We start from the raw sequence: 22,170 nt of genomic DNA on the forward strand, positions 1-22,170 counted from the left end.
CGCTCGTCGCGCGCCGGTCGCGTCTCGGCCGGCGATTCAGCGGCCGATAGCGAATCGCTGATTCGGACGGGGGCTCGAGCGTCGCCCTCAGCGACGTCGTTATTCGATGTCGATGTGCCGTGTCTCGTCGCTGTCCGATTCCTTCGGTAGTCGAACCGTCAGTACGCCGTTCTCGAAGCCCGCGGCGACGGCCTCCTCGTCGACCGGCTCCGGAAGACGGATCCGGCGGCTCGCCGACGTTTTCGTCCGCTCGCGTCGGAGATACCGCCCGTCGGCGTGTTGCTCTTCGTCCGTTCGGTTGGCCTCGAGGCGCAACGACCCCTCCGAGAGCGTCAGGTCGATGTCGTCGGTCTCGTAGCCCGGTAGGTCGGCGGTGACGACGTACTCGTCGCCCGTGTCGGCGACGTCGATCGGGACCGATCCGGGAACCTGGAGTCCGCCGGCGGTCATTCCCTCCTCGACTTGTCGACTGACACGGTCGAGCATCTCCTCGATATCGCTGAACGGATTGCGTCGCATAGCAGCGTGTAGGTTCCCGAAGGGGATAAATTCTGCCCGCAGTGTAACGACAGAAGGGGCCGTCACTCGGGGAGGGTCACGAGGCCGTCGTCGAGTGCGTCCAGCAGGACATCCCGCGCATGCCCGTCGGGGTCGACGCCCTCGTAGACCGCCTTCACCTCGCCGTCGGCCAGCAGGAACGTCGTCCGCGCGGTCTTCCCGTCCCGGAGTTCGACGCCGAACGCGTCGGCAATTTCCGCGTCGGGATCTGCGAGCAGATCGAACTCGAGACCCTCGGACTCGCAAAACGAACGGTGAGAGTCGACGTCGTCGGTCGAGACGCCGTAGACGTCGACGCCGGCGTCCCGATAGGTTTCGCGCTCGCGCTGGAACTGGTTGGCTTCGACGGTACAGCCTGGGGTATCGTCCTTCGGGTAGAAGTAGAGGACGGTCGGCTCCTCGAACTCGAGGCTGACCTCCTCGCCGTCCTGGTTCGGTGCGGTCACGGTCGGCGCGTCGTCGCCGGCATCGAGTGACATACTCGCCGTACCGCGGGACGCGGAAAACAGTTTTTGGTCCGACGTTGCGCCCCGCGCCGGCTCGAGAGAGCGCTCGGCCGACGACCGTCGGGCGGTTTCGAGTATCTGTTCCAGACTTACAGCGCGTGCGGAGAGTCAGTACGCATTATAGAAGTGCCGTGGTAGCCGAAAGCGCAGTAAGACGCAGTGTGTCCGGGTTGGGGTAGTGGCTATCCTTCAACCTGTGCAGGCTGAGACGCGTAGTTCGATTCTCGCACCCGGACCTTCCGTAGCGCAAACGGGCGGGGAGGGCGTTTCCCCTGATCGCAAGTGAAATCTAGATCGGTTCCGGTCTGCGCCGACACATCGGTCGTGTTATGGTGATTCTTCTGCGTACCTGATCGCATGGAAGAGATCGTGCTCCACACTGGTACAGAACACCCGGACCTCCTGTGGGTCCTCGGACCGGCACTGCTGACGTTCGTCGCGGGGCTCGGACTCGGCGCGGCCGCCTACGCCGACCGGATCAAATCGTGGTTCCGTCCCGAACACGAAACGACGCGCGACTGAGCGCTCTCGGCCGTCCCGCTCGTGCCGTCCCGGCGGTTAGCTGACGACGTGTTCGATGTCGTACGATCCCAGCCGCCGGACCCAGCCGTTCTCCGCGAGTTCCTCGAGTGTCTCGATCGCCTCCTGCGTTCGCGATTCGTAGAGGCCGGCCTCGAAGTCGACGTGGAAGACGTAATCGCCCAACCGCTGCCCGCTCGGACGCGACTCGACGCGGGTCAGGTTGATGTCGCGATCCGCGAAGGGTTCGAGCAACTCGAGCAGCAGGCCGGGGTAGTTCGAGTTCGGGTAGACCACGAGCGAGGTCTTGCCGCCGCCCGTCGAGCGCTCGTCGGCGGGCGCGATCGCGAAGAAGCGCGTCGCGTTCGAGTCCTGATCCTGGATGTCCTCGGCCAGCACCTCGAGATCGTCCTCGCCGCCGAGGGCCGGATGGCCGATGCCCGCGACCGACGGGTCGTCCTGTGCGAACTCGACGCCCTGGGCCGTGCTCGCGACCGCCTCGAGCGTCGCGTCGGGGTACTCGCGCTCGAGATAGGTGCGACACTGCGCCAGCGCCTGCGAGTGACTGGCGACGGTGTCGAACTCCGGCCCCTGGGCGAGGAGGGCGTGTCTGATCGGGGTGACGATCTCGCGGACGACCGCGACGTCGTAGTCCGCGAGCGCGTCGAGACTCTCGGTAACGCTGCCTTCGATGCTGTTCTCGATGGGGATGACGCCCCGGTCGTACTCGCCGCTCGCGACGGCGTCGACGATCGCCGTGACCGACTGCCGGAAGTCGATCTCGCCGTCGTCGGCGATGGCACTCGTCGCTCTGTGGGAGTAGGTTCCTTCGGGACCGAGCGTGACTGCAGCCATTGTCCGCCGATAGCAGGCTACGGGTCAAAAGACCGTCGGGTTTCGCGGGACGCGGTGTCTGTACGTCGAGCGTCGGTCGGCAGCCGTCAGTCGTCGGTCGGTAGTCCGGCTCCGGACTCGCTCGAGGCGAGGAAGCCGTCGTCGGTCGCGCGGGCCGCGACGTGGGGCTGGAACACCCACGCGCAGAGCAGGGCGATGGGGATCATCGTCGCCGCGACGACGGAGTAACCGGTGTGGAGCGTCGGCATCAGCGGGGCGGCGTAGACGAGCGGGTAGACGATCCCGCCGACGGTGCCGACGCCGCCGACGACGCCGGCGACGCTCCCCGAACTGTTGGGGAACATCGCGGGCACCTGGGCGAAGATCGCCCCCTCGGCGAACGCACAGCTCATTCCGACGACGAAGCCGGCCCCGACGGCCAACAACACCTCACCGGTCAGCCCCGCGAGGCTCATTCCGATCATCGCGAGGACGATGCCACACAGCGTTACGAACGTCCACTGCTCGCGGTATCGCCCCGTGAAGATCGGCAAGATGTCCCTCTCGTTGCGAGCGAGCCGGTCGCTCATGTAGCCGCCGATCGGACGCAGCAGGCCGGCCGCGACCGAGAACGTCGCTGCGAACGTGCTCGCCAGCACGAGGTTGTTCGTGTTGAATCCCTCGCGGTAGTAGGTCGCCAGCCAGCCGTTCATCGAGAGCTCGAGGCCGAAGCTCATCACGTACGCGAGCGCGAGGACGACGGTCCCGTAGCGGGTGGCGGTGTGAATCCACTGTTTGAACGTGGCGCTCTCGGCGGTCGCCTGCCGGCGCTCCTCGGACTTGGCGGCCTCGCCGATGGAGTAGTAGACGATCGCGAGCAGGATCGAGACGATTCCGGTGTAGAAGAACGCGGCTCGCCAGTTGGTCTCGAACAGCGGCCCGCTCCACCCCTCTCCGAACACGCGCGGGAGAACGAGCGCGCCACCTGCAGCGCCGGCGTTACCGACGCCGGCGTAGATCCCTTCGGCGGTGCCCAGTTGCTCTTCGTCGAACCACTCGGAAACGTGCTGAATTCCGATAACGAAGGTAATCCCCGCCGTCGCGACGATCAGCCGCTCGACGAAGAAGACGGCGTAGGACTGGGCAAACGCCGACGCCACCGAGAAGACGCCGACGTAGGTGAGCACGATGGCAAACACCGTCGGCGCGCCCCACCGGTCGGAGAGCCAGCCGGTCAGGATTCGACCGAACGGCGCGAGCCAGATCGCCGCGCTCGCGAGGATCCCTATCTCGGCGAGCGACAGCCCGAACTCCTCGGCCATCGGCCCGGTAAACGGGGCAAAGGAGAACCAGATCAGGAACGAGAAGTTGAACCCGATCGTCGCCAGTATCAACGTCCGCCACTTGGTCATCTTGATCACGCCTGCTCACCCCCATTGAGTCCGCTTGTCGGACATGCGACTTTTTGTCCCAAAACCGGATTAGCAGATACGAACGTTTGGAAAAACATATTCTTATGGGAACTTATCCCCACTACACTGCTGATTATTTCGACGTACTTCCACATGATTCACTCAGGTGGTGTCGCGATTCCCGTATAAGCCTAATTATTAGCTGCCTCCACACTCTGGGGTAGCATCCTCACAAATACGTCCAGTATTATGCGCCTTATCTCTCGACCGAACGTTCGATTTGCGACTCTTATGCGCTGAATGTAAAATCAAAGCCAGCGGCCGTCGTCGTTTGTCCGACTCGGTCGTCGACGGGCTCTCGTGACCCGTTCGCGACGGCGAATCGGGCTCGAGGGCTACTCGTCGGTACGCAGTATCGCGCCCTGGTGCTCGACCGACACCCTACCCGACCGATCGCGGTCCGGAGAAAGCGACCGCGACTTACTCGTCCAGATGTTCGATTCCCTTCTTCGAGACGTTCGCTTCCGTGATCTCGTCCGGCATCCAGTCCGGCTTGTCGCTCGGTGCGGTCTCCTCCCAGGCCCAGCCGTCGTAGATGTGAACCTTGTCGGTCCCCTTCTCTCGGAGCTTGAGCTCGACGCGTTCCGCCTCGTCCTCGCTCGAGCCGGGCTCGAGCCGTCTGGCCGCCTTGAGCGCCGCCTGCCGGGGCGTGTTCCCCGAGAAGACGCTCGATTCGTCACCGCCCGATTCGCGCAGCGCAAAGTTTCGTTTACCGTCTTCGCGTACCATGATTTTCGCCTCCGTGTCAATTCAACGCACGGTCCGACATAAAGATATCCCCGCAAATCGACCGACTGCGTCGGTATATTTAAGTATGTTGCGGACGCCATTTCCCCGCAGTATTTGCATCCAGCATCTGTTCTCCGCATCGTACCCGTCGATCGATGATCGTGAACCGAGCGTAGCTGGTGTGGCGTCGAAAACACTTAAGTATATCCTACGGCGAAGTTCGGGATAGAATCCCGCGATGGTACGGAAAAAGAAGCTGAGTCCAAGCGGTGCGAAAGACGAAGACGGTAACTACCACAACGTCCACCTCAACCTCCACGAGGATGAACTCGCAGTCGCGGGCATGGATATCGGCGACGAGGTCTTCGTCCGAGTCCGGGACGGGAAAATAATCATCCAGAAGGCCGACGAAGACGACGTCGAACACGAGTTCTAACAACGAAATTTTGCGCTGCGTTCTGAGCAAACGGGAGCGTTATTAGCGCTCCCGTTTGCTCGTCACTCGGCAAAATTTCGATTAAAAGCACTCCTCCCTCCGTTTCGGGCGCATAGCGCCCTCCACATCGGTCGTCGGCCCGCTCGCTCGTTTCACTCGCTCGCGGAACAGTGCGCTGGATCCCTACCGCACCAGCAGGCCGGGTGTGAGAAAAACCGCTTCTCCTCAGCGCAGCGCCTCGAGGTCGAACTCGAACGCCGAAACCGGCACCTCGAGGTCGTGTTCGACGAGGACCTTCGGGTGGACCTCGCCGATCACGCCCACTTCCTCGCCGTCGATGACGACCGCCGCCGTTCGACCCGAAATGAAGGTCGGGTGGTCGGTCGGCGGCGTCTCGAGGTCCGCGTCGAAGTTGCGGGCCAGCGCCTGAAGGCGCGCCTTGGCGTCCTCGTAGCCCGCGTCGTGGTGGGCGAGGACGGCCCCGACGCGCCGTCCCTCCGCGACGCCCGTGTTCTCCGAGTCGTCGACCTCGGCTGCGAAGCCGATCTCGGCGAGGTTCTGCGGGTACGCCCGGTGGGTGTTTCGCTCGAGGACCATCAGCAGCGACGGCATGACCCACGTCCGCAGCATGGTGAAGTCCTCGCTGTAGGGCTCTTTGATGGTCGCGGGCTCGCCCGCGCCGTAGGCGTCGTCACCGGCCGAGATATCGAGCCGGTCGTAGTTCTCCTCCTCGCTGATCATGTGGAAGTTCAGCAGGTCCTCGAAGCCCAGTCCGACGAGCCCCTCGCGGACGGCGCGCTCGAGCCGGGAGCGCTCGTGGCGGCCGCCGACGGTCCCCACGTCGGGGTAGCGCGGCTCGAGGTCGTTGAACCCGTAGGCGCGCCCGAGGTCGTCGATGATATCCAGCGGGTGGAGCACGTCGACGCGGTAGGGCGGGATCGTCACTTCGTAGACGAGATCGCCGTCCTCGTTTTCGTCCCTCTCGGCCTCGAGTCCCGAGCGCTCGGCGAGATCGATCACTTCCTCGGGGTCGAGCCCGATGCCGAGGATGGTCTCGATGCGGTCGTGGGCGACCGTCTTCGTCTTCATCGAGAGGTCGGGGCGGACGACCTCGCGTCCGCCGGACTGCGTCTGGCTCCCGTTCGAGTCCGCGTTCGCGGACTCGCTGTCGGGATATTCGACCCGTACTTCCTCGATGGTGGCCCCGCGGGCCGAGAGCGCGTAGCAGACGATGTTCAGCATCTTGTCGATCGTCCACTGGTCGGTGCCGGTCATCTCGACGAACAGATCCCGCGAGTCCGTCGAGACCTCGGTGCGACGGCCGTTGATCACCGGCGGGAACGAGAACAGCCCGAGATCGTCGTATATCGCCGGATACCGCTCGTACCCGCTGACGAGGTCGGCATAGGTCTGGCCGGTCTGGTGGTCCTCGAGCACTTCCGCGGGCGTCATCTCCGCGTCCGCGTCGAGGGGGACGAACCGGTCCTCGTCGGGCTCGACGCCGACGTACCGGATGATCGGGTTCCCTTCGGTCGCGGGACTGCCCTTCAACATCGTCAGGTCGTGGATCCCGATCGCGCCCTTGGCGCGCTTGCGCCCCATCGTCGCGTGGAGCTTCTCCTGCAGCTGGATGAGCGAGTCCAGCCCGTCCTCGTCTAAGTCCACGTCGCGGATCACTGCGCCCGTGACGTACGGCCGTTCGTCGGGGACCGACTCGTCGACCTCGATGGTCCAGTCGGCGTCGTTCGGCGAGGGAACGTGGATCCCACGCGCGTCGCCGTACTGGTAGCGCAGCGAGCGGGCGACTCCCTCCACGGAGAGCCGGTCGAGCCGGTCGGGCGCGAACTCGAGTTCGAAGGTTCCCTCTTCGGTGCGCCCCTCGAACTCGAGGCCGAGTCCGAACAGATCGTCTTTCAGCTCCTCGTCACCCTTCTCCTCGTGGCCGGTCAGTTCGCGCAGTTCGTCGGGATCGATGTCGACCGTGGGCATCAGTAGGTCACCTCCGTCTCGCGTAGCAGTTCCAGGTCACACAGCGTCCCGTGAATGTCCCGGATGTCCTCGAAGCCGTACATCAGCATGAGGAGTCGCTCTAAGGCGAGCCCCCAGGCCATGACGTCACAGTCGACGCCAAGCGGCTCGAGCATCTCCTCGCGGAAGATCCCCGAGTTGCCGATCTCGACGAGTTCGCCGGTCGTCGGGTGGGTGCCGAACAGCTCGAAGCTCGGCTCCGTGTAGGGGTTGTAGTGGGGCTTGAACTCGATGTCCGTGATGCCGAACTGGGCGTAGAACTCCTCAAAGGTGCCCATCAGGTCCCGCACCGAGAGGTCCTCGGCCATCACCCAGCCCTCGATCTGGAAGAACTCGAGCAGGTGCGTCGGGTCGAGCGTATCGTTCCGATACACCTTCTCGACGCTGAAGTAACGCTGGGGCGGCTCGAGGTCGCCGATCTCTTCGCCGGAGAGGTACCGCGTCGACAGCGAGGTCGTGTGGCCACGCAGCGCGAGCGCACGCGCGAAGTCCTCGTCCCACGGCGAGTGATACCCCTCGCCGTCCGGGCCGACGCCTTCCTTGTGGGCGCGCTCGACGCGCTCGACGAGGTCCGCGGGGAACTCGTCGATGTGCGTGGGGTTCTCGAGGGCGAACCGGTCCCAGTGGGTCCGCGCCGGGTGGTCCTGTGGCATGAACAGGCAGTCGTTGATCCAGAAGTCCGCGTCGACGTGGGGGCCTTCCATCTCCTGGAAGCCCATCCCGACGAGGACGTCCTTGACCCGTTCGGCGGTCTGGCGCAGGATGTGGACCTTGCCGCCGTCGAAGCGCTCGGCGTCGGCCTCGACGTTGTACTCGGCGAACTCGACGTCCTGCCAGTCGCCGCTGGTGAGCAGTTCGGGCGTGACCTCGCCGACCGTTTCGGCGGTGTCGATCCCCGCCATCAGCTCCGTGACGGCGCGCTCGGTCAGGATCACTTCGCGGACCGTCGACTCGCGGCGATCGAGGAGGCCGCGGCGCTCTAGCTGCTCGAGCGTCTCCGAATCTACGTCGACGCTGTCGACCGGCGCGTCGTCGACGTCGGCCAGTTCGGCGAGCCCGTTTGCCTCCGCGTCGGCGTCGGGGTCCGCGTCCGGATCGGCCGTGAGCTCGCCGCTGTCGATGACGCCGTAGCCCTTGCGCGCGTAGTTCGAGAGCGCGATGTCGACCGCACCGCCCTCGAGTCCCGACGCACCGATGACCTGCCCCATCGAGACGGGGTCGGCGTCGGCTCCGGCTTCGAGGGCGGCCTCGTAGAGTCGGACCTCGGGGAGTCCGTCCGCGACGTACTCGCGCCCTTCGTCGGTGAGCGCGACCGTTTCGTCGACGCGTTCGCTGACGGCGACTAGCCCCTCGTCCTCGAGTTCGAAGACGGCCCCGGTGACGGTTTCGGGGGGGAGCTCGGTCGCCGCGGCGAGGGCGTCGACGGACGTTGCCTCGTCCGCACTCGCGGCCTCAAGGACCGCGACCTGTTGTTCGGGGAGTTGCATTCGCTTGTTCGTATGCCTGCGTGTCGGTCAGTTAGCGGTTCCGATACTGCCCGGGAGCAACTTCCCGGACGACGCTCGATCGGTCGGTTTCGCCGTGAGTGCCCGGTGTGGGCGCACACGGGTCCACCGGCCCGGGTTCACCGGGCGAAAAAGAACTCGAATCCCGTCTGCGTTCGCCGTGGCTGCCTCTTCGACGGGACACCGGCACGCGCGTGGGACTCGAGTGCCATACGGGGGACGACTCGCGGTCGACGCAAAAACCTTGCGGGTCGGTCCCACGGTATCCGTCAGGCCGGCTCCGCACTATCGGGTCGTCCGCGAACGGCCGCTAGCGGCCGAGAAAGTCGTCTCGGCCGGTTGGTTATGTCGGAAGGCTGTAACCCATACTTACATCAGTTTGAGATAGAGTTGGATTGAACGAAGGGCGACCACTAAACAATCGCTCTCGAAAGCTAACAAAACTATGGGACGAGAAAATCAAGCGCTCTCTACGGAGCGCACGACGACGGTACCCCTCCGCAGTACGTTGCTCGCTTGGCTCCCCGCCGGTGTGGAACGGTTCTGGAACGCACTGGTGTACAGTTCGGCGTATCTGTCGCTGATCGCGATGGCAGAGGTAGCCATCGTTTCGACGCTCCTCTCGCTGCCGCCGAGTCCGGCAGCGATCGTCGTTGGACTGGTCGTCTTCGCGATCTACGCTAACGACCGCCTCGCGGATGCCGACACCGATGCAGTATCGAACCCCAGACAGGCGGCCTTCGTCAAACGACACCGGGACGTACTCTACGTACTGGCGTCGGTCGCCTACGGTATCGCGGTCGCGCTCTCTGTGCTCGGTGGGCCGATCGCACTCGCGATAACTTTGTTTCCGGGAGCGCTCTGGGTCTGTTACGCGACGAACTGGATTCCCGGAACTGGGACGTACGTCAGACGGCTGAAAGACGTCTTCCTTCTCAATACGGTCGTGGTCGCGCTCGCGTGGGCCATAACGCTGACCTTCCTCCCGCTCGTGTTCGCCGGCGAGGCCGTCACGGGAGCGACACTGATCGTCTTCCTCTACTTCTTCCTTCGGGTGGTTACGAACACGGAGATTCCGAACGTCCGTGACGTCGAGGGCGACCGGGCGATCGGTGTGCTGACGATTCCGGTCGTGTTCGGCGTGGACCGAGCGCGTCAACTCCTTCTCGGCATCGATCTCTGTACGGGTGCACTGATCGTTTTTGCCGTCCGTACCGGATACTTCTCCCCGAAACCGGGGGTAGCACTGCTCGCCGGAATCGGCTACTCGGTCGGTGTAACCTCGCTGATCGGCCGGTACGAAAACGAACGACTGCTCGCGAAGATTGCCGAGTGTGAATATCTCGTCGTCTTCACTGTGCTTGCGTTCGTTGTACTGCTCCCCTGACTTAATATCAGGGAATTTCCCATTTTCGCAGCACCGGTACCCAGCATATTTAATATCTGCGGTGCTCATCCACTCTATATCGGTGCTTGCTTCCACTATCCTGTCGGGAATATTACTTTCGGCAATTGCTATCGGCGCGACCGCAGCGCTCCTCTCCTGGCGGGAGCGACCTGAGCCAGGCGCGGTCCCGCTCGTCGTGATGCTTGCCGGCCAGTGCTGGTGGTCCGCCCTCCTCATCTTCGATCTCGAGGCATCGACGCTCGGCGCGAAAATGTTCTGGGCGAATCTCAGGTGGATCGGTGTCGTCTCCGTTCCGATCGGTTGGATGCTCTTCTCGCTCGAGTACACCGGCCGAGATCAGTACGTTCGGCCCCGCTACGTCGCACTTCTCTCGGTCGTACCGCTGCTTACCGTCGTCTTCGCGCTTACCGGCAACCCCTTGCTGTACACGGACTCGGAGCTCGTCCGGAAAGGCGGCCTCCTCTTGTTGCGTCGGACGCCCGGTCCCTGGTTCTGGGTCATCACCGCCTACACGTACCTGCTCGGACTGCTCGGGTCCGTTCCGCTTCTCGAGCTGATTCGGAACGACTCGTTGCCGTTCAGGGGACAGAGCGCGGCGTTGCTCGTCGGCATTCTGGCACCGTGGGTGAGCAACATCTTCTTTCTCGCCGACGCCGTCCCGCTTCCGGGACTCGACCCCACACCGGTCGCGTTTTCGATCTCCGGCGTCGCCTACCTCGGCGCGCTGACGCGCTTTCAGCTGTTCGGCACGAGTCCGTCGCCGAACCCTCGGGCGCGTCGGCTACTCTTCGATCGGATGCCCGACGGTGCGATCGTGACCGACGGCCACAACAACGTCGTCGAAATCAACGAAACCGGCGCGGAACTTCTGGGGACGGTTCGCCGTCGTGCGCTCGGTAGACCGCTTCGGGAACTCGTTCCCGACGAGTCGCTGGTTCCGTCGGGCGAGTCGGGGGTAGAACACGGTCCGTTTCAGAGCCCCGGCGACGAGCGGCTCTACGACGTGACGGCAACTGCCGTAACCGATATCCACGATCGAACGATCGGTCACGTCATCACTTTTCACGACATCAGCGAACACGTCAGACAGCAACAGCGCCACGAAGTCCTGAATCGGGTCTTCCGTCACAACATCCGGACCGAAACGAACGTCATCAGCAGCTACGCCGAACTGCTCTCGAGCGCGGACGATCGAGGCGAGTCTGACGAGATCAACAGTGCCGACGAGATTATCGCGAGCGCCCACCGGATCGAAGAGCTGGCGAACAAAGCCCGCAAAATCATCTCGATCTTCGAGCGGGGACGCGAATCGACCGAGACCGTAGGGCTCGAGCCGCTTCTCGACGACAGCATCGAGACCGTTCGCGACGAGTACCCGGACGCCCACGTCGAGTGCGAATCGGCGGACGGGATCTACGTCGCCGGCGTTCTCGAACCCGTTTTCGACAACCTCATCGAAAACGGCGTCGAGCACAACCCGGATCCGGCCCCGACCGTTCGGATCAGCGTTCGGACCGACGACGACTGGGTTCGCGTCCGGATCGCGGACGACGGCCCGGGAATCGACGCTACCGAACGGTCGACGCTGGAACGCGGAACCGAAACGCCGCTGGACCACGGGAGTGGGCTCGGCCTCTGGCTGGCCAAGTGGGGCGCCGAGATCGCCGGCGGCTCGATAACCTTCGAAGCGAACGAACCGACGGGCTCGGTCGTTACCGTCGAAGTGCCGCTGTTGTCCCCGTCCGACACCGACGATGCACAGCCCGAGTCGAGCGAGATTACGCCGTAACCCTACCCGTTCGAGACGCGCGTCGGCTCGAGCGAGCCGGTATCGACCCACTCGAACCCGGATCGTTCGGCGGCGACCGTCGTGTCGGGGACTTCGACTGGGCCACATCCGTCGGCGAACTCGATGCGGACCTCGTCGGGCTCGGCGGCTGGCAACGTCGGCAGGAAGTCCTCGTCCTCGAGCAGCCCTCGAACGGAGACGGTGCCACCCGCATCGAGCGCCGCCCCGAGCGCACGGAACCGGTCCGCTTCGGACTGTCGCTCGAGGGTCGCCCCGAACGAGTCGTTCGTCACGCGGGCCGTCGAACCGGTTCCGGAGAGCGTTCCGAACTCCTCGGCGCTCGAACCGTCGCGCGGTCGGTCCCCCGCGTACTCGGTCGTCTCGTTTTCGGTCGTCTCGCTCCCCGTCGGCCGAATGTCGTCGGTGCGCGTTCTCGAAACGTCCGGCGTTCCGCGCAGTTCGAAGCCGTCGATCTCACTCGAGGGAGCCGACGTGGACGAGCCCGCCGTGTCGTCCGCGGGCGGTGTCGCGACCGCCGCGTCGCACGATCTTTCGTTGGACGCAGCGACATCCGGTTCGGCCCGCGCTGCGGGCTCCGCTTCGTCGATGAGCGACGTGACGGTCGTGCTCGACGTCGATCGCTGGGAGTCCGGCTCGAGCGCCCACGGCGGCCACGGGTCGCCGTCGTTGTCGATCCCGCCGTCGCTGTCGGTCGTCGCAGCGGGGACGTATGCCTCGAGACCGTGTTCGGGTAACAGCGGTCGATCGACGGCCTCGATTCGCGGGCCGTAGCGCTCGCGGAGCCGCTCGAGTTCGCTCGCCTCGACCAGCGCGGCCCGCCAGCGGTCGACGCCGGACGAGAGCAGGACGAATCGCGCGTCGGTTCCCGCGAGCACGTCCTCGGAGATCGCCCACAGGACGGCGGGGAGGTTGTCGGTACCGAGCGGCGTCTCGGGATACGAAACCGACCCCTCGCGGCAGCGGCCTCGCGGATCGGTCGCGGCGAGTTCGACACCATCGCGGGTGTGCGTGACGACGAGCGACCAGCCGATCGACTCGAAGACGGCGACGAGTTCGGACTCGAGGTCGCTCGCCGAGTAGCGGGCCGGACAGGCGAGACCGCGGTCGCTTCCCGTGATCGTTCGCCGCAGCACCGTCGTCCGGTCGACGCCCGCCGCGAGCGCGTCGGCGAGCGCCGCCTCGAGGCTGTCGCCGTCGGCGGGCTCTCGACCGATATCCGTCGGCGTGACGCCGAACGCACCGAGGACGGCGGCGGGAACCAGCAGGTCGTCGGTCGACTCGCGGTGGGACCGGGTCATCGATAGCTGCGGCTTCCACGAACGGCCGTATATATCTACGTCAGACGTGAAAACGTATGCCGCACTCACTCCGCAAAAACTGGGACTCGAGGCGTCAGCGACGCCGCGGCGACTCGAGTTCGATGTCCGTTCGCTCGAGGAGCGCTTCGACTTCCGCGCGTTTCTCCTGGTGTTCCTCGAGGAACTCCTTCATGAGCTGGGCGGCCTGCTCCTTGCAGTCGCCACAGAGGCGCTCGCCACCGACGCACTCGTCGTAGACGCGCTTGGCGAACTCGTCGTCGTCGCCGGACAGCAGGTAGGCGTAGAGTTCGTAGACCGGACACTCGTCGGCCCGGCCGCCCTTCTCGCGCTGTTCCTCGGCGGTCTCGCGGCCGCCGGTCGTCGCGGCTTTCACCTTGTCGTAGCCGTCCTCGGGGTCGTCGAGCAGCGAGATGTGGGAGGCTGGAATCGACGAGGACATCTTGCCGCCGGTCAGGCCGGTCATGAAGCGGTGGTAGATCGACGAGGGCGGCCGGAAGCCGTAGCCGCCGTTGTCGACCTCGGTCTCCCGGGCGAGTTCCTCGGCCTCGTCGCGGTCGACGTCGAAGGCGTCGACGTGGCTCTCGTAGACCCGCTTCTCGCCCTCGATGGCGTCGATTAGCGCGTCGAAGGCCTCCTCGGTGGCCCGCCGGTCGAAGAAGCGGGTTCGCGGCCGGACCGGTTCCATGCCGGCCTCCTCGAGCTTCGTCAGGACCGAGCTCAGCGTGTCGGCGTCCGCGTCGATTTCCGACAGCGGCGTCTCCTCTAGCGCCTCGGCGACGTGTACGCACCGCAGCGTCTCGTCGTCGAAGTCGGCCGGATCGAGCCGGTCGTAGAACTCGGCGACGAGTTCGCGCTCGTCGTCCTCGAGTTCGAAACTGGCGTAGGCCTCGCTCACCTTGAAGAAGCGCATCCGCTCGGCGAGGTCCCTGGCCAGCCGGACGTGGGGATCCTGGTCCGGGCCGACGGGGATGACCGTGGGTTTGGGTTCCTCGAGTTGCGGGTAGAGGATGTCGGCCATCTGGGTGACGACCGACTGCATGTGCGAGACGTCGGTCTCGCCGTCGAAGCCGTAGATCGCCTGTAGCTCCGAGAAGTTCGCCTCCGCGCCGAGTTCGAACGCCAGGTCCTGTAGCTCGCGGTTGGTCGACTGCCGGTAGAGCGTTCCCTCCTCGGGATCGAAGCCGAGCGCGAGCAGGGAGAGCAGGTAGTCCCGGGAGTGTTCGTCGATCTCCGCCCACGACATGCCGCGGGCCGAGTTGGCCTCGAGGTCGGCGATCAGCGCGTAGGCGTCGGCCCCCTGCTGCTGGTGCCAGATGATCTCGTCGAAGACCAGCTTGTGGCCGATGTGGGGGTCGCCGGTGGGCATGAATCCCGAGAGGACCGCCGCGGGCTCGTCGTTTCGCAGCGCCTCGGCGACCGGCCGGTAGTCGCGGTGGCCGAAGATGACGCCGCGGCGCATCAGGTAATGGGGGTTCGGCACCTCCTCGAGCACTTCGTCGAACTCCTCGATGCCGAACTCCTCGAACAGTTTGCGGTAGTCGGAGACGCTCGAGGAACCCCAGGGGTCGAGCGCCACGTCGTCAGCGCCTGCAGCCCCGCCGTCGGTGCGAAGCGCCGACGAGGATCGCTCGTCGCCATCAGTCAGCGGTTCCCCGGTGGTCGGTTCCCCTGACTCGGACTCCTCGAGTGGCTCGTCTCCGGTCATTAACTGTCTGTTGCCGCGCCAGCGCGCAAAAGCCTTCGGCTTCGCCGTCGCCGAAATCTTCGCTTCGGGCCGCGAGCGTTGATATCCCGTCGGCGCGAACCGAGAGACGATGTACGCCGAGCTATTCGGGACCGAACTGGCGATCGACGAGTCGCGGATCGACGCCGATCCGGCGACGATTCGCGAGCAAGTGGGGGAGTACGAGGCCGGTCAGCGGCGAGATTTCGATCTCGAGATCGCACTTCCCGACGGCTTTACCGGGGCCGTCATGCGGGCGATGACGGCGATTCCGGCGGGCGAAACGCGGACCTACGGGGAGATCGCGACGGAACTCGAGAGCGCGCCGATCGCGGTCGGGCAGGCCTGCGGCCGCAACCCGGTCCCTCTGATCGTTCCCTGTCACCGGATCGTCGGCGCCGACTCGCTCGTCGGCTATGGGGGTGGGCTCGAGTTGAAACGGCGACTGCTCGAACACGAGGGGGCGGCGATTCCGGGCGAACCGTAGCGGCTCGCTGCCCGAGCGGTCACCGCGCCGGACCTGTTATGGTCCCCCCGGCAGATGCAGTGAGCATGACCGAGTTTCCGATGCTGACGGACGGCGACGTCTACTCGCAGTTCGACTACGAACAGGTCGTCGATGCGATGCGAGACGCCTTCGCCGAACGCGCTGCGGGAACGCTCGAGGCCCCGCCGCGTTGGCGGGTCGACGCCGGCGAGGGTGACCTCGTCTTTACCGCCGGGTCGGCGACCGGGCCGGCGAACGCGACCGGCTTCCGCGTGTACACGACCCATCCCGGATCCGACGACGAGCTCACGGAGCTCGTGGCGATTTTCGACGCGACGACCGGCGCGTTCGAGGGCCTGCTCGTCGGCTACGCCGTCGGCGGTCTCCGGACCGGCGGCATCGGCGGCGTCGCGATCGACGCGCTCGCCCGCGAGGACAGCGAGACGCTCGGAATCCTCGGCTCGGGTTTCCAGGCTCGAGCGCAGGTCGGAGCGGCCTGTGCGGCCCGCGACTTCGCGGAGGTAGTGGTCTACAGCCCGACGGCCGAGAGCCGCGAGTCCTTCGCCGAGACCGCGGACGGCGAGGTCGAACCGCCGGTCCGCGCGGTCGACGACCCCGAACCGGTCGTCCGCGAGGCCGACGCGCTCGTCTGCGCGACGAACAGCGAGGAGCCCGTTTTCGACCCCGACTGGCTCGAGGCCGGCACCCACGTCACGACGATCGGCCCGCGGTTCGCAGACGCCCACGAACTCCCGCTGGCGGTCGTCGACCGGGCCGACGCGATCGCGACCGACTCGCTGCCGCAGGTCGACGCCTACGACCGGCCGTACGTCGCCTCGGGCGACGACCGCGAGCGGATGATCGAACTCGCGGGTGTGCTCGAGAATCCCGACCTCGGCCGGCAACACGCCGACGATGTCACGCTGTTCTGCTCGGTCGGGCTGGCCGGGACGGAGGTCGTGCTCGGACGGGAATTCCTCGAGCGGTTCGCGTAATCTTCCGGCAGAAGACGCCTGCTCGACTCACGCCGATCGATCGGCCGCCGCTCGCAACTCCTCGAGCCGGTCGACCGGCGCGACGTCGGCGAGAACGACCGTCGCGAAGACGGCGTCGCCGTCCGGGCGCGAGACGGTGCCACCGAGCGTCCGCGCTCCGCCAACGGCGTCCTCGAGCGTTCGCCGCGCGTCGGCGATCGCCTGCCGATCGAGCCAGGCCGGCGGCCCGCCGACGATCAGGTGCGCTCGCCCGGCTGCCTCGCGCTCGCACTCGAGCGTGAGTTTACCGTGAATGCCGTTCCGGGTGACGGTCTCGACGGCGCTGACTGCGCTGGTCCGCTCGACGGTCTGGTCCGACGAAAAGAGTCCGAGCCCGAACCGCGAGCCGCCCGTATCGACCGCCTGTTCTCCGTACCCGATCGTCACGATGTCGGTCGTGCTCCCCATGACGCGTCCGATATCGTCCGCGTCGATACCGCGTTCAGCGCCCTCGCTGTTCGAGTTCGCCGCGGCGAAGACGGCGGCGACCCGCGTGGCCAACTCCCGATTGCACCGATCGCGACCCTCGGCGATGCGCTCGCCGGTGCGAAGCCACCGCTCGTTGTCGAAACAGACGACGGCGTCCGCGCGTCCGTCGAGTCGCTCGAGCGCGTCGACGGCGTTGGCCGGGGCTCGCGGTCGCGGTGGCGTCTCCGGCGTGTCGGGATCGCCGTCCGAACCAGTCGTCGGCGAGCGGTGCTCGGTTCCAGCGGAGCCCACGTCGGCGGGTACGAACTCGCCGTCAGCCGGGAGCGTCCCGAGGACGTACACCGGCGCGTCGTACCGTCGTTGCAGCGTCGCGACCAGCGGGGGGACCGTCCCGCCGCCGGTCGTCCCGCCGAGGCCGACCGCGACGAGGATCGCGTCCGCGGCCGCCGGGGCCCCTCGATCGAGTACCTCGACGAGTTCGTCGGCGTGTTCCCGTCCGCACTCGAGGCCGCGTTCCAGATCGCCCTCGAGGCCGTCGTCGCCGTCCGGTCCGTACCGATATCGATGGGGGTCGGACACGTCGTCGAGGGCCGCCAGCGCGTCGCCGTCGGTATCGAACGCGAAGACGGCTTCGACGAACGAGTCGGTCGTCGGATCTGCAGCCCGAATCGCCGACGCGATCCGACAGCCCGCGCCGCCGACGCCGATCACCGCGAGTTGCATACCCCCATGCTCTCACGCCGCCCCTTTTATGTTTCCCTCAGGGGAGAGGATTCTAGTCGGCGGCGGTACGTATCTTCGTGGTACTCGCCTTCTCAGGGAGTCAGCCGCTCGAGCGACCACCAGTCGATCCCCTCGGCTCCGTCGGAGCCGCCGTCCACGAGCGCGAACACCATCGTCTTCCGGACGCCGTGGGCGAGCCGCACGTCGAGTGCGAGGTCGCGCGGTTCGAAGACGTAGTCGGCCGGATGTACGCGGACGAGCAGTTCGGAGTGGCCGAGATCGTCGACGGACGTTACGTCCGCGTAGGTCCGGAAGTCCGCGCCGAACTTGTACCCCGTCTTGGGGACGACCCCGCGCTCGCGCAGTTCCGTGTAGACCGTCAACCGGCGCTCGAACCGTTCTCCCTCGACCTCGCGACCCCGCTGGCGGACCGCGTCGGGCTCGAGCGCGATCGCCCCTCGCTCGGCGAGGTAGGTCGCCTCGAGCAGCGAACACTGCAGCGTCGGCTCGTCGTACTCCCGCCCCTCGAGGGGCTGGCCGTAGAAGGATTTCTCGTACAGTTCGAGCGGGGGCTCCCAGACGACGACCCGATCGGCCAGCAGGTCGGCCTCGCAGTTCTCGGGGAGGGCGGCCTCGCTTCTCGAGGTACCCGTCGGGTCCCGCCGGTCGACCTCGAAGTAGGTGATCTCGCTCTCCTCGTCGACGACCGCCAGCACGCCCTCGCGGAGTTCACCGACTGGCACGTCAGTTCGTTCGCCGATGACCCGCAGCGCGTAGGCGATCTCGCCGTCGCCGGGCCCTTTCCCGCGGGGGAACACCGCGAAGTCGGCTTCACCGCCCGGCGGCTCCGTGAGCCACGGCTCTGCGGCCGGCGAGAGATAGAAGCCGCGCTCGCGCAGATCCGCGTAGACGAGAAACCGGACTCCGAAATCTTCGCCTGGCTCGCGGGCCACGAACTCCCGGAATTCGAGCCGTTCACCGTCTCTACCGACGACCACCTCGAGGTCGCCCCGGTACAGCAAGTGGGCCGCCTCGACGGGCGCGAGGGCGATCTCGTTGCCGGAGAGCGGATAGCCGTACCCTCGCGAGTCGTGATACCGCTGGCGCGCGTCGCCGCCCACGCGGACGACGCCGTCGTCGAACCGCCCCTCGAGTGTCATAGCCGGCTGTTGGCCGGCCGGAACTAAGTGGCTGCGGATCGATTCCTCGTTTCGACTCACACCGCCGATCGGCTTCGGCGACGGTCCGCTGTAAACACCGCGAAAGCCCCTGGCGCGCCGGACTCCCACGACTCGCTGCGGTCCTCGTTCGCTCGCTCACTGCGGTCCTTGCGTCGTCGGGGTTCGCCCGGCGCGCCAGCCCCTTTCAGTCCCACCCACCGCAGCGGCGGCTGGTTGGGGTGCTGTCGCGGAGTGGGGGTGGGTCGACGGGAACGGTGGTCGGTTCAGTCGTCGGCCGTAGGTTCGGTCTCGAGCGCCCCCTCCAGTGCCCGGTCACACGTGGCATCGAGACAGCGGATCCCGCTTCCGGTCTCGAAGGTGGGGAGTCCACAGGCGCACTCGCCGTCGACGACGCCGGCGGGGACGGCGAAGCCGACCTCGCAGTCGGGGTAGTGTTCGCAGCCGGCGATGAGGCCGCCGCGCCGGAGAATTCGGAGGTCGCCGTCACAGTCCGGTTCGGGGCAGCCCCACTCGCGGTCGAAGGCCTGTTTGACCGCCGCGTCGAGGGACTCGCAGGCGCGGTCGAGGCAGACGTTGAACGCGAGGCCGCGCTCGACGCGCATTTTCGGGAGTCCGCAGTCGCAATCGCACTGGTCGTCGCGGATCGTCGCATCTGCAGGGACGCCGTACCGGTCGCCACAGGAGACGCAGGTGACGCCGCTCGAGCGCACGAGCGCGCCGCCGCAGTCCGGACAGTCGCCGACGGGCGTCCCCGCCGCGGAGGTCGGGTAGTGAGCGAACCCGTCCTGGTCGTGGGCGGCGATCCGCAGCGTCTGGGTGTCCTTCTTCGCGACGAGGGTAAAGTCGCCGGTGCGGTCGCTCGAGACGCTGTCGGCGCGGGTGAGCCACGCGACGGGCTGGTAGCCGTCGATATCGTGGACGAGGACGGTGTTGTCGGGTTTGACGATCGTCGTTACTCGGCCGCGGTACTCCGATCGGTCTGCGTCCTCGGCGATGACGGTGCAGTCGCCCGCGAGCACGCGGATCGCGTCGTCGATCATAGGGCCGTTGGCCGCGCTTTCGTACTTAAACCCGCGTCTCCCCGCCGGTGTCACACCCCCATCGGTGCGTGGTGCGATCAGTCGATACAGATGTACGTTCGGGTCGTCCCGACGCCCTCGAGCGGCCGGATCGCCGACGTCATCGTCTCGAGTACGTCGTGGGGCGTCTCGCCTTCCAGTTCGATTAGCACGTCGAAGTCGCCTGCGATGACGTGCGCGTCGACGACGCCCTCGACGTCTGCGAGTGCCTCGCACACCGCCTCGGACGTGCCGGTCGCGGCGTCGACCGTCGTATATGCGTACACCATTTCTCTACGCTTCGCTTCCGAGAGCCAAAAAACGGGTGTGCGGGCGGCCGGATCGGCGCTACCCGGATCGAGCCGGGTCGGCTGTCTCCGTCGCCGTCCCGTTCTCATCGCTCGTGTCGGGGCCGCCGCGTCGGTTCCCTCCGGCGATCGGGTCGCCCGGAGCGCGATCGCTCCCGACCGATCGGCCGACGTCGTCGCCAGCGACGGACCGAGCGATCGCCGCGGTCTCCGGTCCACCGAGCTCCCCGGCGCGGTCGCGTAGCGATCGGATCGACTCGAGATCGACGCCACGGTCGGCGAGCGCACGCTCGGGCAAGCCGGCCGCGGTACGCTCGAGCGCCGCGGCCTGCCGCTCGACGGCCCCGATCCGGGCGACGACCGTTGCGACCTCCGCACGGTAGCGCCCCTCGTCGATCTCGCCGGCCGCCCGGGATTCGTTCAGCGATTCGAGTCTGGCCTCGAGTCGCTCGAGGCGCGCATCGGTCGCTGCGAACTGATCGTCGACGATGGCCGCTCTGGTCTCGTTCGTCTCCGCGTTCGCGATTCTGACGCTGAAGGCCCGCTCCGAGAGATCGCCGCTGACGTCGGCGTTCTGGACGCCGACCGCGGCGGCGAACTGCGCGCCGGGTTCGATCGAGTCGTTCCCCGCGGCGTCGGTGTCGGCCTGCGCGGTTCCGCTCGAGACGACGCTCGCCGCGGCGAGGGGGACCGCGACCGCCGCGGCGACGAGCAACACTGCCAGCGTGATCGACGTGGTTCGGTTCATTGGTGGATTTCGTATTCGATTGCTGCCGTCTACGCGAGTCGATGACTTGGGTTCAGCGACGGTTGATCCGGTTCAACGCCGTTTTCGTTCCGTTTCCGTCGGGCGATTTCGCCGATTTGTACGCTTGTCGGCCCCGCCCGCCGAGTCGGTCCGCCGCGTCCGGGATCTCGCGTCATTCCGCTCCGTCACCGTCGGCGTCCGCGACGATTTCGTCGTCGGCCCCTGGCAGCGAGAGGACGTTCTCGCGGCCGAGTCGGAACGACTCGAGTTTCCCCTCATCGCGGAGCCCGCTGACGACCTTGCTGGTCTTCGCGTCGGTCCAGTCGAGCTCTTCGACGACCGCCTGCTGTTTCATCCGGCCGCCGCGCTCCCTGAGGAGACGGAGGACCTGCTCTTCGTTGCTGAGCAGCTCCGGGTCCGGCGAATCGGTCGCGGTAGCGTTCGGCGACTCGTCACCCGCCGTTGCGGACGGTGGTGAATCGGTCCCGGAGCGACCGGCTCGAGCCGACTCGGCCTCGGGAGCCGGCCCGGGATCTGGACCCCCGTCGTCGGTTCGTACGCGACGGGTGTAGTACCACCAGCCGCCGATGGCACCGCCGAACAGGACGACCGCGACGGCCGCGAGGGCTGCCGTCGGCAGCCCCGATCCCGCGGCGGTGACGACGACGCGGGGCTCGCCGGAGACGAAGTCCGTCTCGCCGCCGCGCCAGAGCACGGCTCGGTCGCGTTCCTCGTCAGGCTCCGGCGCGACCGACGTTCGCTCGTAGCCGTCGGGCCACGCGATCAGCAGCCGCGTCCCGTCGTCGAGGTAGATCCCCTCGAGCGCGTCGCCCGCGCGCAGTTCGTCGCCCTCGACGGCGGCGAACCCGTGCCAGCGGAAGGTGTACCTGACGACGCCGTACTCGCGCGCGAACGACTGTCGATCGGTTGCCACCGCGAAGCCGTCGACGGACATCTCGCGGCCCGTCGCGTTACTCGCCGTCGAGACCGTGTCTCGCATCCGGTCGGCGAACGCCTGCGTGTGATTCCCCGGATCGTCCCGAATGTCGTCTCGCAACGACTCGAACGCCGTCGCGCTCTCGTTGTCGTCGAGACGCATCCAGAACTCGACCGACCACTCGGCGGTCCCGTTCGGCCGGAGCGAGACGTCCATCCGAACCTCGTCGGCGTCGATCTGCTCTCCCTGGAGCGTGAACGGGCTCGCTTGGGTCCGTTCGGTCTCGGACGAAAGCGGTTCGGCTGCGGCCGCGATCGGCCCCGCGCCGACGAGAAGTGCCGCGACGACTGCGACCGTGACGCCGACGCGAACGTTCATATCGCCCGATGCTCGTGCCGTCGCTTAAACCACACGAAAC

Annotated in this window: 21 protein-coding genes; 6 read left to right on the forward strand and 15 right to left on the reverse strand. The window is 66.5% G+C overall.

All coding sequences use genetic code 11. The features are described 5' to 3' along the window. Positions 1 to 99: 99 nt before the first annotated feature. Both NDO75_RS15605 and NDO75_RS15610 read right to left on the reverse strand, forming a co-directional pair. Positions 100 to 519 (reverse strand): Hsp20/alpha crystallin family protein, encoded by a 420-nt coding sequence (locus NDO75_RS15605; RefSeq protein WP_310907483.1) that lies wholly within the window; start codon positions 517 to 519, stop codon positions 100 to 102. A 62-nt stretch (positions 520 to 581) separates the two neighbouring features. Beyond that, complete coding sequence (locus NDO75_RS15610) at positions 582 to 1,037, reverse strand: peroxiredoxin (protein ID WP_310907484.1); 456 nt, start codon at positions 1,035 to 1,037, stop codon at positions 582 to 584. 384 nt (positions 1,038 to 1,421) lie between these two features. Between NDO75_RS15610 and NDO75_RS15615 the strand changes: the two genes are divergently transcribed. Continuing rightward, positions 1,422 to 1,586: a hypothetical protein gene (locus NDO75_RS15615; protein ID WP_310907485.1), complete on the forward strand. Its 165-nt coding sequence runs from the start codon at positions 1,422 to 1,424 to the stop codon at positions 1,584 to 1,586. A 36-nt stretch (positions 1,587 to 1,622) separates the two neighbouring features. Here NDO75_RS15615 and pheA read toward each other — a convergent pair whose 3' ends face one another. The 3 genes from pheA to NDO75_RS15630 all read right to left on the reverse strand — a co-directional run bounded on the left by pheA (position 1,623) and on the right by NDO75_RS15630 (position 4,618). Next, on the reverse strand, positions 1,623 to 2,438 hold the full coding sequence (gene pheA, locus NDO75_RS15620; RefSeq protein WP_310907487.1) for a prephenate dehydratase: 816 nt from the start codon (positions 2,436 to 2,438) through the stop codon (positions 1,623 to 1,625). An 86-nt stretch (positions 2,439 to 2,524) separates the two neighbouring features. After that, positions 2,525 to 3,829, reverse strand: coding sequence for an MFS transporter (locus NDO75_RS15625; protein ID WP_345784906.1), 1,305 nt, complete (start codon positions 3,827 to 3,829; stop codon positions 2,525 to 2,527). 480 nt (positions 3,830 to 4,309) lie between these two features. After that, positions 4,310 to 4,618 carry a non-histone chromosomal MC1 family protein gene (locus tag NDO75_RS15630; RefSeq protein ID WP_310907490.1) on the reverse strand — a complete coding sequence of 103 codons (309 nt, stop codon included), beginning with the start codon at positions 4,616 to 4,618 and terminating at the stop codon, positions 4,310 to 4,312. A 238-nt stretch (positions 4,619 to 4,856) separates the two neighbouring features. Between NDO75_RS15630 and NDO75_RS15635 the strand changes: the two genes are divergently transcribed. Next, positions 4,857 to 5,054, forward strand: coding sequence for a hypothetical protein (locus NDO75_RS15635; RefSeq protein WP_004215684.1), 198 nt, complete (start codon positions 4,857 to 4,859; stop codon positions 5,052 to 5,054). 225 nt (positions 5,055 to 5,279) lie between these two features. Here the strand turns inward: NDO75_RS15635 and pheT are convergent, their stop codons facing one another. Both pheT and NDO75_RS15645 read right to left on the reverse strand, forming a co-directional pair. Beyond that, positions 5,280 to 7,043 carry a phenylalanine--tRNA ligase subunit beta gene (gene pheT, locus NDO75_RS15640; RefSeq protein ID WP_310907494.1) on the reverse strand — a complete coding sequence of 588 codons (1,764 nt, stop codon included), beginning with the start codon at positions 7,041 to 7,043 and terminating at the stop codon, positions 5,280 to 5,282. Next, positions 7,043 to 8,569 carry a phenylalanine--tRNA ligase subunit alpha gene (locus tag NDO75_RS15645; protein WP_310907495.1) on the reverse strand — a complete coding sequence of 509 codons (1,527 nt, stop codon included), beginning with the start codon at positions 8,567 to 8,569 and terminating at the stop codon, positions 7,043 to 7,045. The genes pheT and NDO75_RS15645 overlap by 1 nt, the downstream gene beginning before the upstream one ends. Before the next feature lie 463 nt (positions 8,570 to 9,032). Here NDO75_RS15645 and NDO75_RS15650 point away from each other — a divergent pair, with 463 nt between their 5' ends. Together NDO75_RS15650 and NDO75_RS15655 are read left to right on the forward strand one after the other, a co-directional pair. Further along, entirely contained in the window at positions 9,033 to 9,974 is a 942-nt protein-coding gene (locus NDO75_RS15650; protein WP_310907496.1) for a UbiA family prenyltransferase, read from the forward strand. Between the two features lie 82 nt (positions 9,975 to 10,056). Next, complete coding sequence (locus tag NDO75_RS15655) at positions 10,057 to 11,784, forward strand: histidine kinase N-terminal 7TM domain-containing protein (RefSeq protein ID WP_310907497.1); 1,728 nt, start codon at positions 10,057 to 10,059, stop codon at positions 11,782 to 11,784. A gap of 2 nt (positions 11,785 to 11,786) precedes the next feature. Here NDO75_RS15655 and NDO75_RS15660 read toward each other — a convergent pair whose 3' ends face one another. After that, positions 11,787 to 13,103, reverse strand: coding sequence for a hypothetical protein (locus NDO75_RS15660; RefSeq protein WP_310907498.1), 1,317 nt, complete (start codon positions 13,101 to 13,103; stop codon positions 11,787 to 11,789). Positions 13,104 to 13,197: 94 nt separating this feature from the next. Continuing rightward, positions 13,198 to 14,829, reverse strand: a complete 1,632-nt coding sequence (locus tag NDO75_RS15665; RefSeq protein WP_310907499.1) for a tryptophan--tRNA ligase — start codon at positions 14,827 to 14,829, stop codon at positions 13,198 to 13,200. A 109-nt stretch (positions 14,830 to 14,938) separates the two neighbouring features. Here NDO75_RS15665 and NDO75_RS15670 point away from each other — a divergent pair, with 109 nt between their 5' ends. Both NDO75_RS15670 and NDO75_RS15675 read left to right on the forward strand, forming a co-directional pair. Beyond that, positions 14,939 to 15,334, forward strand: coding sequence for a methylated-DNA--[protein]-cysteine S-methyltransferase (locus NDO75_RS15670; protein ID WP_310907501.1), 396 nt, complete (start codon positions 14,939 to 14,941; stop codon positions 15,332 to 15,334). 65 nt (positions 15,335 to 15,399) lie between these two features. Continuing rightward, positions 15,400 to 16,329, forward strand: a complete 930-nt coding sequence (locus NDO75_RS15675; RefSeq protein ID WP_310907503.1) for an ornithine cyclodeaminase family protein — start codon at positions 15,400 to 15,402, stop codon at positions 16,327 to 16,329. Positions 16,330 to 16,356: 27 nt separating this feature from the next. Here NDO75_RS15675 and NDO75_RS15680 read toward each other — a convergent pair whose 3' ends face one another. The 6 genes from NDO75_RS15680 to NDO75_RS15705 all read right to left on the reverse strand — a co-directional run bounded on the left by NDO75_RS15680 (position 16,357) and on the right by NDO75_RS15705 (position 22,130). Next, positions 16,357 to 17,520 carry a cell division protein FtsZ gene (locus tag NDO75_RS15680; RefSeq protein WP_310907505.1) on the reverse strand — a complete coding sequence of 388 codons (1,164 nt, stop codon included), beginning with the start codon at positions 17,518 to 17,520 and terminating at the stop codon, positions 16,357 to 16,359. A gap of 92 nt (positions 17,521 to 17,612) precedes the next feature. Further along, positions 17,613 to 18,680, reverse strand: a complete 1,068-nt coding sequence (endA, locus tag NDO75_RS15685; RefSeq protein ID WP_310907507.1) for a tRNA-intron lyase — start codon at positions 18,678 to 18,680, stop codon at positions 17,613 to 17,615. A gap of 284 nt (positions 18,681 to 18,964) precedes the next feature. Beyond that, positions 18,965 to 19,741, reverse strand: coding sequence for a DUF91 domain-containing protein (locus NDO75_RS15690; protein WP_310907508.1), 777 nt, complete (start codon positions 19,739 to 19,741; stop codon positions 18,965 to 18,967). A gap of 77 nt (positions 19,742 to 19,818) precedes the next feature. Then, positions 19,819 to 20,049, reverse strand: coding sequence for an Lrp/AsnC ligand binding domain-containing protein (locus NDO75_RS15695; RefSeq protein ID WP_310907509.1), 231 nt, complete (start codon positions 20,047 to 20,049; stop codon positions 19,819 to 19,821). A 58-nt stretch (positions 20,050 to 20,107) separates the two neighbouring features. Continuing rightward, positions 20,108 to 20,815 carry a hypothetical protein gene (locus NDO75_RS15700; RefSeq protein ID WP_310907510.1) on the reverse strand — a complete coding sequence of 236 codons (708 nt, stop codon included), beginning with the start codon at positions 20,813 to 20,815 and terminating at the stop codon, positions 20,108 to 20,110. 172 nt (positions 20,816 to 20,987) lie between these two features. Continuing rightward, positions 20,988 to 22,130: a hypothetical protein gene (locus NDO75_RS15705; protein WP_310907512.1), complete on the reverse strand. Its 1,143-nt coding sequence runs from the start codon at positions 22,128 to 22,130 to the stop codon at positions 20,988 to 20,990. Positions 22,131 to 22,170: the final 40 nt, after the last annotated feature.

It is taken from the genome of Natrinema sp. 1APR25-10V2 (genome assembly GCF_031626495.1).
Lineage (GTDB): Archaea > Halobacteriota > Halobacteria > Halobacteriales > Natrialbaceae > Natrinema.

Bases quoted from the DNA above. Each gene is read 5' to 3' on its own strand.
- NDO75_RS15700 (WP_310907510.1), bottom strand. From the start codon at position 20,815: ATGAACCGAACCACGTCGATCACGCTGGCAGTGTTGCTCGTCGCCGCG.
- NDO75_RS15675 (WP_310907503.1), top strand. From the start codon at position 15,400: ATGACCGAGTTTCCGATGCTGACGGACGGCGACGTCTACTCGCAGTTC.
- NDO75_RS15615 (WP_310907485.1), top strand. From the start codon at position 1,422: ATGGAAGAGATCGTGCTCCACACTGGTACAGAACACCCGGACCTCCTG.
- NDO75_RS15625 (WP_345784906.1), bottom strand. From the start codon at position 3,829: ATGACCAAGTGGCGGACGTTGATACTGGCGACGATCGGGTTCAACTTC.
- NDO75_RS15690 (WP_310907508.1), bottom strand. From the start codon at position 19,741: ATGATCGACGACGCGATCCGCGTGCTCGCGGGCGACTGCACCGTCATC.
- NDO75_RS15680 (WP_310907505.1), bottom strand. From the start codon at position 17,520: ATGCAACTCGCGGTGATCGGCGTCGGCGGCGCGGGCTGTCGGATCGCG.
- NDO75_RS15650 (WP_310907496.1), top strand. From the start codon at position 9,033: ATGGGACGAGAAAATCAAGCGCTCTCTACGGAGCGCACGACGACGGTA.
- NDO75_RS15695 (WP_310907509.1), bottom strand. From the start codon at position 20,049: ATGGTGTACGCATATACGACGGTCGACGCCGCGACCGGCACGTCCGAG.
- NDO75_RS15705 (WP_310907512.1), bottom strand. From the start codon at position 22,130: ATGAACGTTCGCGTCGGCGTCACGGTCGCAGTCGTCGCGGCACTTCTC.
- NDO75_RS15645 (WP_310907495.1), bottom strand. From the start codon at position 8,569: ATGCAACTCCCCGAACAACAGGTCGCGGTCCTTGAGGCCGCGAGTGCG.
- endA (WP_310907507.1), bottom strand. From the start codon at position 18,680: ATGACACTCGAGGGGCGGTTCGACGACGGCGTCGTCCGCGTGGGCGGC.
- NDO75_RS15635 (WP_004215684.1), top strand. From the start codon at position 4,857: ATGGTACGGAAAAAGAAGCTGAGTCCAAGCGGTGCGAAAGACGAAGAC.
- pheT (WP_310907494.1), bottom strand. From the start codon at position 7,043: ATGCCCACGGTCGACATCGATCCCGACGAACTGCGCGAACTGACCGGC.
- NDO75_RS15605 (WP_310907483.1), bottom strand. From the start codon at position 519: ATGCGACGCAATCCGTTCAGCGATATCGAGGAGATGCTCGACCGTGTC.
- pheA (WP_310907487.1), bottom strand. From the start codon at position 2,438: ATGGCTGCAGTCACGCTCGGTCCCGAAGGAACCTACTCCCACAGAGCG.
- NDO75_RS15610 (WP_310907484.1), bottom strand. From the start codon at position 1,037: ATGTCACTCGATGCCGGCGACGACGCGCCGACCGTGACCGCACCGAAC.
- NDO75_RS15670 (WP_310907501.1), top strand. From the start codon at position 14,939: ATGTACGCCGAGCTATTCGGGACCGAACTGGCGATCGACGAGTCGCGG.
- NDO75_RS15660 (WP_310907498.1), bottom strand. From the start codon at position 13,103: ATGACCCGGTCCCACCGCGAGTCGACCGACGACCTGCTGGTTCCCGCC.
- NDO75_RS15630 (WP_310907490.1), bottom strand. From the start codon at position 4,618: ATGGTACGCGAAGACGGTAAACGAAACTTTGCGCTGCGCGAATCGGGC.
- NDO75_RS15665 (WP_310907499.1), bottom strand. From the start codon at position 14,829: ATGACCGGAGACGAGCCACTCGAGGAGTCCGAGTCAGGGGAACCGACC.